At 61.3% G+C, this 16015-nt stretch carries 15 protein-coding genes; 11 read left to right on the top strand and 4 right to left on the bottom strand.

The window, feature by feature from the left end; all coding sequences use genetic code 11:
- Nucleotides 1-42 precede the first annotated feature (42 nt).
- Together AB7813_RS19350 and AB7813_RS19355 are read right to left on the bottom strand one after the other, a co-directional pair.
- Nucleotides 43-1533 (bottom strand): NAD-dependent succinate-semialdehyde dehydrogenase, encoded by a 1491-nt coding sequence (locus tag AB7813_RS19350; protein ID WP_089263343.1) that lies wholly within the window; start codon nucleotides 1531-1533, stop codon nucleotides 43-45.
- Nucleotides 1534-1688: 155 nt separating this feature from the next.
- Complete coding sequence (locus AB7813_RS19355; protein WP_093757725.1) at nucleotides 1689-2018, bottom strand: hypothetical protein; 330 nt, start codon at nucleotides 2016-2018, stop codon at nucleotides 1689-1691.
- Between the two features lie 274 nt (nucleotides 2019-2292).
- On the opposite strand from AB7813_RS19355, the gene AB7813_RS19360 reads away from it, so the two are divergent.
- A complete protein-coding gene (locus AB7813_RS19360; RefSeq protein WP_441228271.1) occupies nucleotides 2293-3477 on the top strand; it encodes a serine hydrolase domain-containing protein in 1185 nt (394 codons plus the stop codon).
- A gap of 162 nt (nucleotides 3478-3639) precedes the next feature.
- Here the strand turns inward: AB7813_RS19360 and AB7813_RS19365 are convergent, their stop codons facing one another.
- Entirely contained in the window at nucleotides 3640-4641 is a 1002-nt protein-coding gene (locus tag AB7813_RS19365; protein ID WP_315839822.1) for an adenosine kinase, read from the bottom strand.
- A 160-nt stretch (nucleotides 4642-4801) separates the two neighbouring features.
- On the opposite strand from AB7813_RS19365, the gene murJ reads away from it, so the two are divergent.
- From murJ to AB7813_RS19385, 4 genes are all read left to right on the top strand, one after another.
- Complete coding sequence (gene murJ, locus AB7813_RS19370) at nucleotides 4802-6355, top strand: murein biosynthesis integral membrane protein MurJ (protein WP_441228272.1); 1554 nt, start codon at nucleotides 4802-4804, stop codon at nucleotides 6353-6355.
- Nucleotides 6356-6442: 87 nt separating this feature from the next.
- Nucleotides 6443-7495, top strand: coding sequence for a tryptophan--tRNA ligase (trpS, locus tag AB7813_RS19375; RefSeq protein WP_093757729.1), 1053 nt, complete (start codon nucleotides 6443-6445; stop codon nucleotides 7493-7495).
- Nucleotides 7496-7652: 157 nt separating this feature from the next.
- Entirely contained in the window at nucleotides 7653-8147 is a 495-nt protein-coding gene (locus AB7813_RS19380) for a universal stress protein (RefSeq protein WP_089263331.1), read from the top strand.
- A 136-nt stretch (nucleotides 8148-8283) separates the two neighbouring features.
- Complete coding sequence (locus AB7813_RS19385) at nucleotides 8284-8853, top strand: NifU family protein (protein WP_089263329.1); 570 nt, start codon at nucleotides 8284-8286, stop codon at nucleotides 8851-8853.
- A 74-nt stretch (nucleotides 8854-8927) separates the two neighbouring features.
- On the opposite strand, the gene AB7813_RS19390 is transcribed toward AB7813_RS19385, so the two are convergent.
- The gene (locus AB7813_RS19390) at nucleotides 8928-10607 is read right to left on the bottom strand and encodes a methyl-accepting chemotaxis protein (RefSeq protein WP_441228273.1); all 1680 of its coding nucleotides are present in this window, start codon (nucleotides 10605-10607) and stop codon (nucleotides 8928-8930) included.
- Nucleotides 10608-10984: 377 nt separating this feature from the next.
- Here AB7813_RS19390 and tsaB point away from each other — a divergent pair, with 377 nt between their 5' ends.
- From tsaB to AB7813_RS19420, 6 genes are all read left to right on the top strand, one after another.
- Entirely contained in the window at nucleotides 10985-11680 is a 696-nt protein-coding gene (tsaB, locus tag AB7813_RS19395; RefSeq protein WP_441228274.1) for a tRNA (adenosine(37)-N6)-threonylcarbamoyltransferase complex dimerization subunit type 1 TsaB, read from the top strand.
- On the top strand, nucleotides 11680-12165 hold the full coding sequence (gene rimI / locus AB7813_RS19400) for a ribosomal protein S18-alanine N-acetyltransferase (RefSeq protein ID WP_441228977.1): 486 nt from the start codon (nucleotides 11680-11682) through the stop codon (nucleotides 12163-12165). The genes tsaB and rimI overlap by 1 nt, the downstream gene beginning before the upstream one ends.
- 42 nt (nucleotides 12166-12207) lie before the next feature.
- Entirely contained in the window at nucleotides 12208-12660 is a 453-nt protein-coding gene (locus AB7813_RS19405) for a Fur family transcriptional regulator (RefSeq protein WP_068730031.1), read from the top strand.
- Between the two features lie 13 nt (nucleotides 12661-12673).
- Nucleotides 12674-13378: an HAD family hydrolase gene (locus AB7813_RS19410; RefSeq protein WP_441228275.1), complete on the top strand. Its 705-nt coding sequence runs from the start codon at nucleotides 12674-12676 to the stop codon at nucleotides 13376-13378.
- 104 nt (nucleotides 13379-13482) lie between these two features.
- A complete protein-coding gene (miaB, locus tag AB7813_RS19415; RefSeq protein ID WP_441228276.1) occupies nucleotides 13483-14901 on the top strand; it encodes a tRNA (N6-isopentenyl adenosine(37)-C2)-methylthiotransferase MiaB in 1419 nt (472 codons plus the stop codon).
- Nucleotides 14902-14905: 4 nt separating this feature from the next.
- A complete protein-coding gene (locus tag AB7813_RS19420) occupies nucleotides 14906-15961 on the top strand; it encodes a PhoH family protein (RefSeq protein ID WP_068730036.1) in 1056 nt (351 codons plus the stop codon).
- Nucleotides 15962-16015 lie beyond the last annotated feature (54 nt).

The following is a 16015-nucleotide window of genomic DNA, read 5'->3' on the forward strand; positions in this document are numbered from 1 at the left end:
CATGACGCATAATGAATTTTTAATTGGGTCGGAGGTGACGCCTCAGATTCCCGACATCATGATGTATTTGATCTCGACATATTCTTCCATGCCGTGATGCGAGCCTTCGCGGCCGAGGCCCGATTCCTTCACGCCGCCGAATGGTGCGACTTCAGTGGTGATCAGGCCGGTATTGACGCCGACCATGCCGGACTCCAGCGCTTCCGCAACACGCCAGACACGGCCGAGATCACGCGAATAGAAGTACGATGCCAGACCGAACGGCGAGGCGTTGCACATGGCGATGACGTCGGCTTCGTCCTTGAAACGGAACACCGGCGCCAGCGGGCCGAAGGTTTCTTCCTGCGAGACCAGCGCATCCGACTTCACATTGGCGAGCACCGTCGGCTCGAAGAACGTACCACCGAGCGCATGGCGCTTGCCGCCGGTGACGATCCTTGCGCCGCCCTTCACGGCATCAGCGATGTGACGCTCGACTTTCTCGATCGCCTTTTCGTTGATCAGCGGGCCTTGGGTGATGCCTTGCTCGGTGCCGTCGCCGACCTTCATGGCCGCAACCTTCTTCGCCAGCTTCTCGACGAACTGATCGTAGATGGCGTCCTGAGCGTAGAGGCGATTGGCGCAGACACAGGTCTGGCCCATGTTGCGATACTTCGACACGATCGCGCCCTCGACGGCGGCGTCGATGTCGGCATCGTCGAACACCACGAAGGGCGCATTGCCGCCGAGTTCAAGGCCGAGCTTCTTCACACCGACCGAAGCCTGCCTGTAGAGGATCTTGCCGACATTGGTGGAGCCGGTGAAGCCGACGAAGCGCACCGCAGGATGTTCGCAGAGCACGAGGCCGATCGCCGATGCGTCGCCGGTGATGATGTTCAGCACACCCTTCGGCACGCCGGCACGCTCGGCGAGTTCAGCCAGCGCGAGCGCCGACAGCGGCGTCTCGTTGGCAGGCTTGATCACCACGGTGCAACCGGCGGCCAGCGCCGGTGACACCTTGCGGGTGATCATCGAGTTCGGGAAATTCCACGGCGTGATGGCGCCGCAAACGCCGATCGGCTGCTTGATCGCCAACAGGCGTGCATCGGCACGCTGGGTCGGGATGGTCTCGCCATAGACGCGGCGGGCTTCCTCAGCGAAGAATTCGATATAGGCGGCGCCGATATCGACCTCGCCCAGCGCTTCGGCCAGCGGCTTGCCCTGCTCGGTGGTCAGGATCAGCGCGAGATCCTCGCGGTTGGCGATGATCAGCTCGAACCACTTGCGAAGGATGTTGGAGCGCTGCTTGGCGGTGAACTTGGCCCAGGCCGGAAACGCCTTTTCGGCGGCCTCGACAGCCTGCGTCGTTTCCTTGGCGCCCATATTGGGCACCTTGGCAATTTCAATCTCATTGACCGGATTGGTCACCGAGGTCTCGCCGGTGCCGACCCAGGCGCCGTCGATGTAGCACTTGTCGCGCAGCAGCGAGGGGTCCTTGAGGCGGTCGCGCAGCGAGGGGGCGGTGGACTGGCGTGCGGCTGAGGTCGGTGACATGGGCGGTTCTCCTGCGGAAAGTGTCGCGAACGTATAGCCGCGGACTTGTAGAGGAGTATAGGCCCGAAAGCGCCCCTTGGCGGCGAATGGCAGCTATCGCCCGCAGGGGGTATTTAACGCCCGAATTCAACAGTCGCAGAGCGCCGCAAGCCCGATCAGGCCGCGCCGCGCATATAGGTCTCGCGCCGATCGATCATGCGCTCGAAAGCGATGCGGGCGTTCGCACGGGTGGTCGTGGAGAAGGTGCGGTATTCCAGCTCCGGCAGCATCGCTGCGTCGCTGCGACCGAACCAGGAAATAAACGATTTGGGCGGGGCCGAAATCTTCGCCAGCGCCTGCGCCAGATTTTCAGCCGCATCGAAAGCGAACAGGGCGCCGGTCTGCGCCACGCGAACTTCGAAAATTCCTGGACCGATCGGGGCCTCGATGCTCTCGCCACGGGAAGCGCGGGGATAATGTTTCCAGTCGGTCCAGTTCGCGATCATCGTCGGTCTCCGCAGCTGACACGCTGCACGTGTTACTCATGGTCTTACGGATTAGTGTCGGAAGGCGCTTTGACGTTCACGTCATTTTTTGAACACAGCTGCGCCAATTTCGTTCCAAGGCGCGATCGAACTCGCTCCCATGCCCGATATGGTTCCCCTCAGATGCTAAAACCAGCGCAAATGTAATCACATCCGCGAGACCGACGACCTCGCGCCCAAGTTGAATGTCCACGCCGGAAATCGGTAAGATCAAAGAAAATCGGAGAGGAAACGGATGTCAGTTCAAGTCGAGATTGACCGGATTCTGCAGCAAGCCAGCGAAACAGGTGCGATTCCCGGTGCCGTGGCGATGGCTGCGACGCGGAACGAGATCATTTACCAAGGGGCGTTCGGCAAGCGCGACGCATCCAAGGATACCACCATCACACCGGACAGCGTGTTCTGGATCGCTTCCATGACCAAGGCGATTACCGCTGCCGCAGCAATGCAACTGGTGGAGCGGGAAAAATTGACGCTGGATGCACCCCTTACGACCGTACTGCCGGATCTTGTGGAAACACAGGTGCTGGATGGCTTCGACAGTGAGGGCACGCCAAGGCTGCGTCCACCGCGCCAACCGATCACCTTGCGGAATCTGCTGACCCACACCGCCGGTTTCTGCTACGACATGTGGAACGGCGACATGGTGCGCTATCTTGAGACGACCGGCATTCCGCCGTTTCGCTCCGGGCTGAACGCCGCCATGAAGGTGCCGATCATGCGCGATCCCGGCACGCGCTGGGAATACGGCACCAATATCGACTTCGTGGGCAAGGTCGTCGAGGCCGTTAGCGGCAAACGCCTTGACGCCTATTTCCAGAACCATTTGCTGGCGCCGCTTGGGATGACCGACACCGCCTTTGTGATTGGCGGCGACCAGCGCAAGCGCCTTGTTGCCATGCACAGCCGCGGCGCCGACGGCGCGCTGACCCCGATCCCATTCGAGATCAAACAGGATCCGGAATTCTTTGCCGGTGGCGGGGGGCTCTATGGCACCGCCCCCGACTACATCAAGTTTACGCAAATGATGCTGAATAACGGGACCGGCAACGGCAATGGGATATTAAAGCCAGAGACCGTCGCGCTGATGAGCCAAAACCACATCGGCGAACTCAACATGACGCCGATGACTTCAGCAGTGCCGACCGCCAGTAACAATGTCGACTTCCTTCCGGGCATCGACAAGAAATACGGCCTCAGCTTCATGATCAACACGGCGCAGTCAGCCGAAGGCCGCAGCGCCGGCAGCCTCGCCTGGGCCGGCCTCGCCAACACCTACTACTGGATAGATCCAGCCCGAGATATCACCGGCGTCATCATGATGCAGGTGCTGCCGTTTGCGGATTCGACTTGTTTAAAGGTGTTTTCGGATTTCGAACGCGCCGTTTATGCGGAGCTGCATGCGAAGAAGGCGGCGTGAGAGCCGCGATGCGCTGATCTCTCACCACGTCATGGCCGGGCTTGACCCGGCCATCCACGACTTTCCTCTCTTGCCAAGACGTGGATGCCCGGCACATCTAGCGAAGCTCGCTTCGCGCTGGCCGGGCATGACGACAGAGAAGAAAACCCAAGAAATGCAGTCTTAAACCGGCAACCCGTTCTTACCGGCCAGGTCCTTCAGCGACACCTGCGGACGCGCGCCGATATGCTGGATGACTTCAGCGGCGGCCATCGCGCCGAGCTTGCCGGCATTTTCATAGCCGGCGTTGCGCACCAGACCGAACAGGAAGCCCGCCGCGAACAAATCGCCGGCGCCGGTGGTATCGACGAGCTTCTCGATTTTGTGTGCAGGCACTGCAACGACGCCATCGCTCGATGTCACGACACAGCCCTTCTCGCTGCGGGTGACGACGCCGAGCTTGATGTCCTGGCCGAGCTGCTTGAGCGCCGCATCGAAATCCGTGGTTTCGTAAAGCGAGGTCAGTTCGGCCTCGTTCGCGAAGATGAGATCGACGGTGCCCGAACGCATCAGGTCGAGAAACTCGGCGCGATAACGACCAACGCAGAACGCGTCCGACAGCGTCAATGCGACCTGACGCTTGGCGTCATGGGCGATCTTCGAGGCCTTCACGAAGGCTTCCTTGGCGCTGGCGGGATCCCACAAATAACCTTCGAGATAGACGATCGACGAGGCCGCGACCGCAGCGGCGTCAATATCGTCGGGCGTTAGATCCTGCGCAGCACCGAGATAGGTGTTCATGGTGCGCTCGCCATCGGGCGTCACCAGGATGTAGGAACAGCCGGTGGCCGGACCGCCGGTGGCGGGTTTGGTGTCGAACGCAACGCCGGCCGCACGGATGTCGTGGGTATAGAGCGTGCCGATCTGGTCATCCTTGACCTTGCCGACATAGGCCGCGCGGGCGCCGAGGCTGGCGAGGCCGACGATGGTATTGGCGGCCGAACCGCCGGACATTTCGGTGGCAGGGCCCATCGCCTTGTAAATCGCGGTGGCGCGGGCTTCGTCGATCAGCGACATACCGCCCTTGGTCATCTCATGCGCGGCGAGAAACTTGTCGTCGGCCTGCACCAGCACATCGAAAATCGCGTTGCCGATTCCGAGCACGTCATATTTTGCTGAGGTCATTAAGAATATCCCGTTGCGGCAATTGCGATGAGGCTGAAAATCCGTTTCAACTCGTCTCGCGGTCGCCCAAGTTGAGCCGTCGGTAAAGGCCGGTTTGATGGCTGCAGCGACTATCACGTTCTGCCCCGCGCCAGCAAGGACAGCCCCTTACGATGGTTCTATGATCCGTTCCATCCTGACCGTTTCCACGGGCACTTTGGCGTCGCGATTGCTGGGCTTTGCCCGCGACGCAATGGTGGCTGCGCTGCTCGGTGCAGGCCCGATCGCGGATGCTTTTCTGGTCGCATTTCAGCTCGTCAATGTAATCCGGCGGCTGCTCACCGAGGGCGCGCTGAACGCCGCGCTGATTCCGGCCTGGCTGCGCATCCAGACGACGCAGGGCGCTGTCGCAGCCACAGCTTTTGCGGGTCGTGTGCTCGGCACCATCAGCGTTGCGCTGATGGTCGCGACGATCCTGATCGGCTTTGCGATGCCGCTCGTGATCGCGCTGCTTGCCCCGGGTTTCGTCGGCCAACCGACGCTGCAACTCGCCGTCGACAATGCGCGATTGATGCTGCCCTATCTGGCCTTTGCCGGCCCCGTCACTGTCATGATGGGACTGCTGAACGCGCAACAACGCTTCGCGGTGACCGCATTTTCGCCGCTGCTCTTCAACATCGCCCTGATCGCCGTCATGGCCCTACTGCTAGTGTGGCGGCAAGAGCCAGACACTGCCGCTATGGCCATGGCGGCCACGGTGGGCATTGCCGGGCTACTACAATTGCTGATGCTGATCTTGCGGAAATCTGGCGGCAATCTTGCGGCGCCTTTGCGGCTGTCGCTCGATGGCGAGATGCGCGGCTTCTTCCGCAAGGCGCTGCCCGGCATGGTCGCCAATTCCGGGCCGCAGCTTCTCATCGTCACCGGCGCGATCATCGCATCGACGACTCCGGCGGCGGTATCGTGGCTATATTTCGCCAACCGCCTGATTGAACTGCCGCTCGGCATCGTCGGCACGGCCATGGGCACTGTGCTGGTCCCCGCATTGACGCGCGCCGTCCGATCAGACGATCAAGCCGCCATCGCGCAGGCGGAATCGCGCGGGTTTGAACTCGCGATCGGTCTCGCATTGCCGGCTACGCTCGGACTGATGATATTGAGTCATCTCATCGTGCAGTGTCTGTTTCAACACGGCGCGTTCGGCGCGAGCGACACGGTCTCGACTGCAAGTGCGCTGATATGGTTGGCGCTGGGCTTGCCCGCTCAAGTGCTTGTGAAAGCTCTGTCGCCCGCCTTCTTCGCCCGCGAGGACACGACGACGCCGCTGCTGGCGACGCTCGTCGGTTTGGTAATCGCAATCATCTTCGCACTGGTTTTGAATAGGCCATTCGGTACGAGCGGCATCGCGGCGGCGATCGCTCTGGCGGCGTGGAGCAGCGCGACTTTTTTGATCGTCCGGAGCGCAGCAGCTTTCGGCTTCTCACCCGACCATGATGCAAGACGCCGGCTGCCGATCATCGTCCTGTCCTCGCTGGGCATGGGCGGCCTGCTATGGCTCGCCGCGCATATTGCCTTGCCCTGGACGGCGCAGGCCCACGGCCTGGTACGAGCGAGCCTGCTCGGCCTCCTGATCGTTGGCGGGCTGGCAATCTACGCCGCGTTACTGACGCTGACGGGGGCCGTGCGCTGGGCCGAGGTCCGCGGCGCCCTCAAGCGATCACCGGCGGCCGGCTAGGGCAGATTGGCAATGGACGCCGCCCGGCGCCTATGGCAAGTCACGCCCCTTGCCCGCATTCCACCACGGGCGCACAGGAACTTGGTTATGGCTTTTACTCAACGGGTCTTTTCGGGCGTCCAGCCGACGGGCAATCTGCACCTCGGTAACTATCTCGGCGCGATCGTGAATTTCGTCAAACTGCAGGAGACGCATAATTGCATCTACTGCGTGGTCGATATGCATGCCGTCACCGTGCCGATCTCCGTCTGGGGCGGACCCGATGAATTGCGCCGCAACACCCGTGAAGTGACCGCCGCCTTCATCGCCTCGGGCATAGATCCAAAGAAGCAGATCATCTTCAACCAGAGCCAGGTGTCCGGCCATGCAGAGCTGGCCTGGATCTTCAACTGCGTCGCCCGCCTCGGCTGGCTGAACCGCATGACCCAGTTCAAGGAAAAGGCCGGCAAGGATCGCGAAAACGCGTCCGTGGGTCTCTATGATTATCCGGTGCTGATGGCTGCGGACATTTTGCTGTATCGCGCCACGCATGTGCCTGTCGGTGAAGACCAGAAGCAGCATCTCGAACTGTGCCGCGATATCTCGCAGAAGTTCAACAACGACTTCTCCGAGTCCATCGCAGCGCAGGGCCATGACGGCCCTTACTTCCCGATGCCGGAGCCTGTCATCACCGGACCGGCGACTCGGGTGATGAGCCTGCGTGACGGCACCAAGAAGATGTCGAAGTCGGACGCGTCGGACAATTCGCGCATCAACCTCACGGATGATGCGGACACCATCGCGCAGAAGATCCGCAAGGCGAAGACTGATCCGGAACCGTTGCCGTCGGAAGAGAAGGGCCTTGAGCCGCGTCCCGAGGCCGACAATCTCGTCGGCATCTATGCGGCGCTATCCAACCGGTCGAAGGCTGACATTCTCACAGAGTTCGGCGGCGCGCAGTTTTCGGGCTTCAAATCGAGCCTCGTCGATCTCGCTGTCGAAAAACTGTCACCTATCGCCGGCGAGATGAAGCGGCTGACGACATCCGATCTGACCTATGTCGATCAGGTTCTGGCCGATGGCGGCGAGCGTGCCGGCGTTATTGCCGCCGAAACCATCAAGTCCGTGAAGGACATCATCGGCTTCGTCCACAAGCGGTAATTTTCGCTATCGCATTCCTTTTCTCTGCCACAATCGACGCGACGCAAGCCATCCTTGCGTCGCGCTTGTCGAACGCCGCTGCGCCGTGGCAGCATGATGCGATTGCCAAGCCGCTCACATTCCGGCGCATCAGATGCGCCACAGCATCGGGACATGCATGAGCACCCAGCGACGTAGTTATGAAAGCGGCCACAAGCCGAAATGCCTCGTGGTCGTCGATGACAGCGAGGAATGGGACCGCGCAGTGTATTACGCCAGCCGCTGGGCCATTCGTGTCGGTGGCGGCGTGGTAATGCTGCGCATCATCGACACTGAAGATCGCAACCAGCAATGGCTGGGCGTTGCCGATGTCATGAAGGCCGAAGCGGAAGAAGGTGCCAATGCCGCGCTGGACCGCGCCTCGGGCCGCGCCAATGGCATCGCCGCCATCACCCCTGAACGCGTGATCCGCGAGGGTGATCCCACCGAGCAAATCCTCGACGTAATCGACAAGGACGTCGACATTTCCATGCTGGTGCTGGCTGCATCGGCCGGCGCGGAAGGCCCCGGCCCGATCGTCACCATGATGGCCAAGCTGGTCGGCTCGTTTCCGGTGCCGGTCGTTATCGTGTCGGGCGCCCTGAGCGACCTCGACATCGACGCCCTGTCGTAACCACCCTTTCGGACGGCTAAGGGACTGCGAAATAGGCCGAATTCGGCGATTTTGCGCCTTGATCGTGCGTTTTTCGTCGCCATCTGCTAGGGGATACTCACGCGCCGGCCTTGAACCGGCGACGCAGGAGAGACCGATGTTCATCCAGACCGAAGCTACCCCCAATCCCGCCACGCTGAAGTTCATTCCCGGCCGCGACGTGCTCGACAGCGGCACCATGGAATTCACCTCACCGGAAGCCGCAACGCGTTCGCCGCTGGCCGAAAAACTGTTCGCCGTGAAGGGCGTCACGTCAGTGTTCTACGGCTCCGACTTCGTCACCGTAACCAAGGACGACAGCGACTGGCAGCACCTCAAGCCGGCGATCCTCGGCGCCATCATGGAGCACTACATGTCCGGCGCGCCGCTCATGGCCGACGGCAGCGTGAGCGGCGACGTGATCTCCGACGACGAGGCCGAATTCTTCAACGAGGAAGACGCCGAGACAGTCGATACGATCAAGGACCTGATCGAGACTCGCGTGCGCCCGGCCGTGGCCAATGACGGCGGCGACATTACTTTCCGCGGCTTCAAGGACGGCATCGTTTATCTGAACATGAAGGGGTCGTGCGCCGGCTGCCCGTCATCGACAGCGACCCTGCAGCACGGTATACAGAACCTGCTGAAGCACTTCGTGCCGGACGTTGTCGAAGTCCGCCCGATGTAAGTTCGGTCGCACCGCGACACATAAAAATGCCCGGGACAATCCCGGGCATTTTCGTTTCTGGAACCAGCCTTCGTTTAGCGGCCGATACTTGCGGCTTCTTCTGCGGCCCGCTGCATGCTCGATGACATTTCGTTCGTCACCGTGCTCTGCTCTTCGACGGCGGCCGCCGTTGCGGTGACATATTCGCTGACGTTCTGGATCTCCTGCTTGATCGCGCTCAGCGCGTCGACCACATCGCTCGAAATGCCATTGAGGCTGCCGATCTCGCTGGCGATCTTATCGGTCGCCTGCTTGGCCTGGTTGGCCAGATTTTTCACCTCCGATGCAACGACCGCAAAGCCACGACCGGCTTCACCGGCACGCGCCGATTCGATGGTGGCATTCAGCGCCAACAAGTTGATTTGCCCGGTGATGTTGCCGATCAGCTCGACGATCCCGCTCATCGCCTGCGCTGCCGTGCTGAGACGCTGCGCTTGATCGTCCGCCAACTCGACCTTGCCCACCGCAGACATCGCCGTGGTCTTTGATTTCATCATGGCCTCAGAGATTTCGCGCACCGACGCGTTCAGTTCCTCAGCGCCAGCGGCGACCGATTCCATCATCGCGCGGACGCGTTCGCTCTTCATGCGCGCGATCACCTGCGCCGTGGTGTCGGTGGCATACTTCACGACCTTGTAGGGCCTGCCATTGAGGTCGAGAATCGGATTGTACGAAGCCTGTATCCAGACTTGTTTGCCGCCCTTACCGATCCGCTGGTACTCCGCCGCCTGGTAGTTACCCCGCTTGAGCGCCGCCCAGAATTCGCGATAGTCGGCACCGTCGCGCTCACTCGGCACAACGAACATGCTGTGGTGCTTGCCCTGTATTTCCGAGAGCGCGTAACCGAGCACGCCCAGAAAATTCTCATTGGCGCTGAGAACGATGCCATCCATGCTAAATTCGATCACGGCCTGCGACTTGCCGATGGCCTCGATCTGACCTGAGAAATTCGCCGTGCGCAGCTTCTGATCGGTAACGTCTGACGCGAACTTGACTACCTTGATTGGCCGGCCTGTCTCATCAAGGATTGGATTGTAGGTCGCGAGAATCCAGACCTCTTTGCCGTTCTTGCCGATCCGCTTGTATTCGGCGGCCTGATATTCACCACGATTGAGGCTGGCCCAGAATTCGCGATAGGCCGCGCCGTCGCGAGTTGCAGAATCGACAAACATGCTGTGATGTTTGCCTTCGATTTCCGCGAGATTGTAACCCATGACATTCAAGAACAAGTCATTGGCCGTGACAATCGTCCCATCGAGCTTGAACTCGATGACAGCCTGCGAACGACTGATGGCTGCGATCTTGCCGGCATCGTCCATACTGCGGGTTTTCACTGCAGTTGTATCCATGGCAAACTTGACGATTTTCAGGGGCTTGCCATCATTCCCAAGGATCGGGTTGTAGGAACCCTGGATCCAGACCTCCTTGCCACCTTTGCCGAGACGCTTGAACTCGCCGGCCTGGTACTCGCCGCGATTGAGGTTATTCCAGAACGCGCGATATTCCGCGCTGCTCTTCATTTCCGGCGTCACGAACATGCTGTGGTTCTTGCCGACGATTTCTTCCAGCGTATATCCAAGGGCGGACAGGAAGTTTGGATTGGCTCCGAGGATCGTGCCGTCAGCGCTGAACTCGATCACGGCTTGCGATTTTTTGATCGCTGCCGCCAGGGCCCGCCCCTCGCGCGCCTCTGAACTGCTCAACCAATGCAGCATCGGATCGCCTCCCATAAATATAATCGTATCCAAAAAATTAGACGAATAATTTCAGCCCGCATGAAAGCCACACGCATCCGCGAAATGTCGCTTCCAAACGGTATGCTTATCTCATCGATCTCCGAAGAATTTATTAAGTGAAGCTTTTAACCAGAGTGAAACTGAAGCTGTTCCACGAGCCCATTTCGCTCACGGGAACTTTCGTGGTCTCGCTATCGTATCTTGTGAAATATCTTTATGAGAAAGCGAGTAGTGGATGCACGCCAAAGCTGCCGCCCCTCTCCGGCAGCAAAGCGAATCACAGCACCATTGCGCGTGGAGCGATATTCTGCGAGTGGCAGGCGCAAACCCTCGCAAGCCGTGGTAGCGTCTCTTTTATGTTGATCCTTGCCATTGATACCGCCCTCGATGCCTGCGCCGCAGCCATCCTCGACACCCGCACCAGCAAGCTCATTGCGCATGAGTCCATGCCGATGAAGCGCGGTCATGCCGAGGCGCTGATGCCGTTGCTCGGGCGCGTCATGGCGGGCTCCGGCATCGCCTTCGCTGACCTCGACCGCATTGCCGTCACCACTGGCCCCGGCAGCTTCACCGGGCTGCGCGTCGGCCTGGCGGCGGCGCGCGGCATTGGCCTGGCGGCGAGCAAGCCCGTGGTCGGCATCACCACGCTGACGGCCTATGCAGCCCCTGTCGTCAGCGAGAACATGGATGCGCCTGTCATCGCCGCCATCGATGCGCGGCATGACCATGTCTATTTCCAGGTCGTCAGCGGTAACGGCACCTCGCTGGTGCGGCCGGGCGTCATCCCCATCGACGAGGCCCTTGAGGCCGTGCAGTTCGGCGCACCGTATCTGGTCGGCAATGCCGCAGAGATCCTGGCCACGCGTTGGCCGTCCGATGCGCCGGCGCCGTTGCACGTCGACATGCAACCCGCTCCCGAAATCTCATGGGTGGCATGGCTTGGCGCCGCGGTGAATCCGGAAACCGCGCTGGCGCGTCCCTACTATCTGCGCGCCCCTGATGCCAAGCCGCAAAGCAGCCTGATGCAGCAGGCCGCACTAGCCGCATCATGATGCCGGCCTGGTTGCTGCGCCTGTTCAGCCGCGGCAACGCGGTGGTCGAGCCCGCGACATTGCGCGACGCGCGACAACTTGCGCAGTTGCATGCCGCGTCCTTCCATCGCGGTTGGGGTGCCGGGGAGTTCGAACAGATGCTGCGCGAACAAAACACCCTCGTGCATCGGCTGAAACTGCGCGGCCACCTCATCGGCTTCGCGGTCTCGCGAATCGCGGCCGACGAAGCCGAGATTCTCTCCATCGCCGTATCGGCCGGTTATCGCGGCCGCGGCCTGTCGCGCGATCTATTTCTCACCCATCTCGGTCATCTGGCCGGTCGCGGCGTGCGTACCGTGTTCCTCGAAGTCGAGGAAAATAATCTACCGGCGCGGCGGCTTTACGACAGAACCGGCTTCGCAGTCGCGGGACGCCGGGAACGTTACTACAAGGAAGCGGATGGAGCGGAATTGAATGCGCTGGTGATGCGGCGCGACTTGTCCTGACGCCTGCGGAGTGGCAAAAGAAGCTACGATGGGACTCGGATCATGACTGCACTGAAATCATCTGCGATGAAGTCTGCTGGTATCGAGGCGCGCTGCGCCGCGACCGGCATGCGCATGACGGAACAGCGCCGCGTGATTGCGCGCGTTCTGGCGGAAGCCGACGATCATCCCGATGTCGAGGAACTGTATCGCCGCTGCGTTGCGGTGGATGACAAGATCTCGATCTCGACGGTGTATCGCACGGTGAAGCTGTTCGAAGACGCCGGCATCATCGAGCGTCACGATTTTCGCGAAGGCCGCGCGCGCTACGAGACGATGCGTGACAGCCATCACGACCATCTGATCAACTTGCGTGACGGGACCGTCATCGAATTCACGTCTGAAGAGATCGAGAAATTGCAGGCTGAAGTCGCCGCGAAGCTCGGTTACAAGCTGGTCGATCACCGGCTGGAGCTGTACTGCGTGCCGCTCGACGAGGACAAAACCACCAAGTGAGCGAATCAACCAAGTGAGTTCAGTTTCTTCGCGCTTCGATCTCGTCATCTTCGATTGTGACGGCGTGCTCGTCGACAGTGAGTCCCTCGCTTGCGTCGTCCACGCGGATGTCCTGACCCAGTTCGGTTATCCCATCACCGCCGATCAGGTGCATGAGCGTTTCCTCGGCCGGTCCGCGCGCGAGGCGCGCCTGGAAGTCGAGACCGAGCTCGGCCACGTGCTGCCCGATGACTACACCGCGACGCTGAAAGCCACGATCGACGAGGTGTTCGGCGCGAAGCTGCAGCCGATCCCGCATATCGCCGAGACACTCGCAATATTGTCACAGCCGGTTTGCGTAGCGTCCTCGGGCACACCGACACGCATTCGCAGCAGCCTCACTACGACCGGGCTGCTCGATCGTTTCGATCCGCATCTGTTTTCCGCTCTGCAGGTCGAGCGCGGCAAGCCGCAGCCCGATCTGTTTCTGTTTGCCGCCGCGCAAATGAATGCCGCACCCGAGCGCTGCGTGGTGATCGAGGACAGCATTCCCGGCGTTACGGCGGGCGTCGCCGCCGGCATGACCGTGTTCGGCTATCACGGCGGCGGCCATTGCAGCCCAGCCACCGCGGCAGCCCTGACGGCCGCTGGAGCCCATCTCGTATTCGACGATATGCGGCAGCTCCCTAGCCTGGTGGTCAGGGGCGCACTGGCTGGCGAGCCCATCGGCCTCGCCTAAGCCATTGCGAGCACTTATATTTTGCAGAAATGCTGGATTTTCCGAGCGTTAGCCTATAATTGAGCGCTGCGCAGCAAGCGCATTTCCAGCCCATTACAGGTTCCATGACCGCGCCGCGTAAGCTGCATATCAAATCCTACGGCTGCCAGATGAACGTCTACGATGCCCAGCGCATGGTGGACACGCTGGCGCCGGAAGGCTTCGTCGAGACGGCCAATGTCGACGACGCGGATCTGGTGATCCTCAACACCTGCCACATCCGCGAGAAGGCGTCCGAGAAGGTCTATTCGGAGCTCGGCAAGCTGCGCGTCGCCAAGGCGGAAGCCGCGCAGGCCGGACGCAAGATGAACGTGGTCGTCGCCGGCTGCGTCGCGCAGGCCGAAGGCAACGAAATCATTCGCCGCGCCCCCGTTGTCGATGTCGTGGTCGGGCCGCAGAGCTATCACAACCTGCCTGCGCTGCTGAAGCAGGCGAAAGCCGGTGGCCGCGCGCTGGACACCGAATTTCCGGTCGAGGACAAGTTCGGCTTCCTGCCGCCGCCGAAGCCGGCAGCGATTCGCGCCCGCGGCATTTCCTCCTTCGTCACCGTGCAGGAGGGCTGCGACAAGTTCTGCACCTTCTGCGTGGTGCCCTACACCCGCGGCTCCGAAGTCTCGCGCCCCGTGGCGAAGATCATCGATGACGTGCAGCGGCTCACCGACAACGGTGTGCGCGAGATCACGCTGATCGGGCAGAACGTCAACGGCTATCACGGCGAGGGTCCCGACGGCCGCCCGTGGGCACTGGGCACGCTGCTCTATCGCCTCGCAAAAATTCCCGGCATCGCCCGGCTGCGCTATTCCACCAGCCATCCCCGCGACGTCGAGGACACGCTGATATCGGCGCATCGCGATTTGCCGGAGCTGATGCCGTTCGTGCATCTGCCGGTGCAGTCGGGTTCCGACCGCATTCTGGCGGCCATGAACCGGAAACATACAGCCGAAGATTATCGCCGCGTCATCGACCGTTTTCGCGACGCGCGGCAAGACATTGCTTTTACTTCTGATTTCATCGTGGGCTTTCCCGGCGAGACCGAGGAAGATTTTGCAGCCACGCTCGCGCTCGTCACACAAATCGGATACGCTGGCGCTTATTCGTTCAAGTATTCGCCGCGTCCGGGAACGCCGGCCGCGGATTTGCAGGAGACGGTGTCACAGGCTGACATGGACGAGCGATTGGTGAGGCTTCAGAACCTGATCGACAGCCAGCAATCGGCCTTCAACGCGGCCACGATTGGACGCACTGTGGATGTGCTGTTCGAACGCAAGGCGCGCAATCCCGGCCAGATCGTCGGCCGCACCGCTTACCTGCAGCCGGCCCATGTGATGGCCTCTGACGACATCATCGGCCAGGTGCTTCCGGTCACCATTGAGAGCCTCGAGCGCTACAGCCTGCTCGGCAGCCTCGCATCACCTCCAGTTGCTAGTTCTCCAGTACCACCAGTGTTGCAGCCAGTCCGTTCTCACACCGTCACGGGAGCCTGAATTCTTGGCCAAAAGCGCATCGGATTCGTCTACGCTCGCTGTTCGCAAACTCGATACTCCACCGCAGGCCGAGACGCAGGTCGTCATCGACTTTGATGACAACCGGGCGGCCTCTTCGCTGGTCGGGCCTTATGGCCAGAACCTCGCGATCATCGAACGCCGGCTGAATGTCGTCGTCGATTCCCGCGGCAACCACATCACCCTCACCGGCACCCGCGACGCCTGCGACGCCGCCCGCCGTGTGCTCGAAACGCTCTATGCGCAGGCAGTGCAGGGCCATGACCTTGCCCCCGGCGATGTCGAAGGCACGATCCGCGCGACGCTGGCGCAAGGCACGCTGTTTCCGTTCGATCCCAAGGGGTCGAAAGCAGCCGCCTCGAACTTCGACACCATCAATCTGCGCAAGCGCCCGGTGCGTGCCCGCACCGCGACGCAGGACGCCTATATCCGCGCGCTGAGAAGCAACGAGCTGGTTTTCGGCATCGGCCCCGCCGGTACCGGCAAGACCTGGCTTGCGGTTGCGCAGGCGGCGATGCTGTTCGAGCGCAAGGAAGTCGATCGCATCATCCTGTCGCGTCCGGCGGTGGAAGCCGGCGAAAGGCTCGGCTTCCTGCCCGGTGACATGCGCGAGAAGGTCGATCCGTATCTGCGCCCGATATATGACGCACTCTATGACCTGATGGACGGGCGCATTGTCGAGCGCGCGTTGCAGACCGGCGAAATCGAAATCGCGCCGCTTGCGTTCATGCGCGGTCGCACGCTGACCAATGCCGCAATCATTCTCGACGAAGCGCAGAACACCACCTCAATGCAGATGAAGATGTTTCTGACGCGTCTGGGCGAGAACAGCCGCATGATCATCACCGGAGACCCCTCGCAGGTCGACTTGCCCAACGGCCAGACCTCGGGTCTCGCCGAGGCCGCGCGTCTGCTCGACGGCGTGCAAGGCATCTCGCAGGTGAAATTCACCGGCGAAGACGTGGTCCGCCACGAACTCGTGGCCCGCATCGTCGCCGCCTACGAAGGAACGCCGCAGAAGGCGGTCGCTACAAAGACCTGATGACACACTCATACGCTGACGGCGGACCCGGAATCGGGTCCGTTCGCGAAAGAA

Source organism: Tardiphaga sp. 20_F10_N6_6, from assembly GCF_052076045.1.
Taxonomy (GTDB): Bacteria; Pseudomonadota; Alphaproteobacteria; order Rhizobiales; family Xanthobacteraceae; genus Tardiphaga; species Tardiphaga robiniae.

Bases quoted from the DNA above. Each gene is read 5' to 3' on its own strand.
- AB7813_RS19350 (WP_089263343.1), bottom strand. From the start codon at position 1,533: ATGTCACCGACCTCAGCCGCACGCCAGTCCACCGCCCCCTCGCTGCGC.
- AB7813_RS19355 (WP_093757725.1), bottom strand. From the start codon at position 2,018: ATGATCGCGAACTGGACCGACTGGAAACATTATCCCCGCGCTTCCCGT.
- AB7813_RS19360 (WP_441228271.1), top strand. From the start codon at position 2,293: ATGTCAGTTCAAGTCGAGATTGACCGGATTCTGCAGCAAGCCAGCGAA.
- AB7813_RS19365 (WP_315839822.1), bottom strand. From the start codon at position 4,641: ATGACCTCAGCAAAATATGACGTGCTCGGAATCGGCAACGCGATTTTC.
- murJ (WP_441228272.1), top strand. From the start codon at position 4,802: ATGATCCGTTCCATCCTGACCGTTTCCACGGGCACTTTGGCGTCGCGA.
- trpS (WP_093757729.1), top strand. From the start codon at position 6,443: ATGGCTTTTACTCAACGGGTCTTTTCGGGCGTCCAGCCGACGGGCAAT.
- AB7813_RS19380 (WP_089263331.1), top strand. From the start codon at position 7,653: ATGAGCACCCAGCGACGTAGTTATGAAAGCGGCCACAAGCCGAAATGC.
- AB7813_RS19385 (WP_089263329.1), top strand. From the start codon at position 8,284: ATGTTCATCCAGACCGAAGCTACCCCCAATCCCGCCACGCTGAAGTTC.
- AB7813_RS19390 (WP_441228273.1), bottom strand. From the start codon at position 10,607: ATGCTGCATTGGTTGAGCAGTTCAGAGGCGCGCGAGGGGCGGGCCCTG.
- tsaB (WP_441228274.1), top strand. From the start codon at position 10,985: ATGTTGATCCTTGCCATTGATACCGCCCTCGATGCCTGCGCCGCAGCC.
- rimI (WP_441228977.1), top strand. From the start codon at position 11,680: ATGCCGGCCTGGTTGCTGCGCCTGTTCAGCCGCGGCAACGCGGTGGTC.
- AB7813_RS19405 (WP_068730031.1), top strand. From the start codon at position 12,208: ATGACTGCACTGAAATCATCTGCGATGAAGTCTGCTGGTATCGAGGCG.
- miaB (WP_441228276.1), top strand. From the start codon at position 13,483: ATGACCGCGCCGCGTAAGCTGCATATCAAATCCTACGGCTGCCAGATG.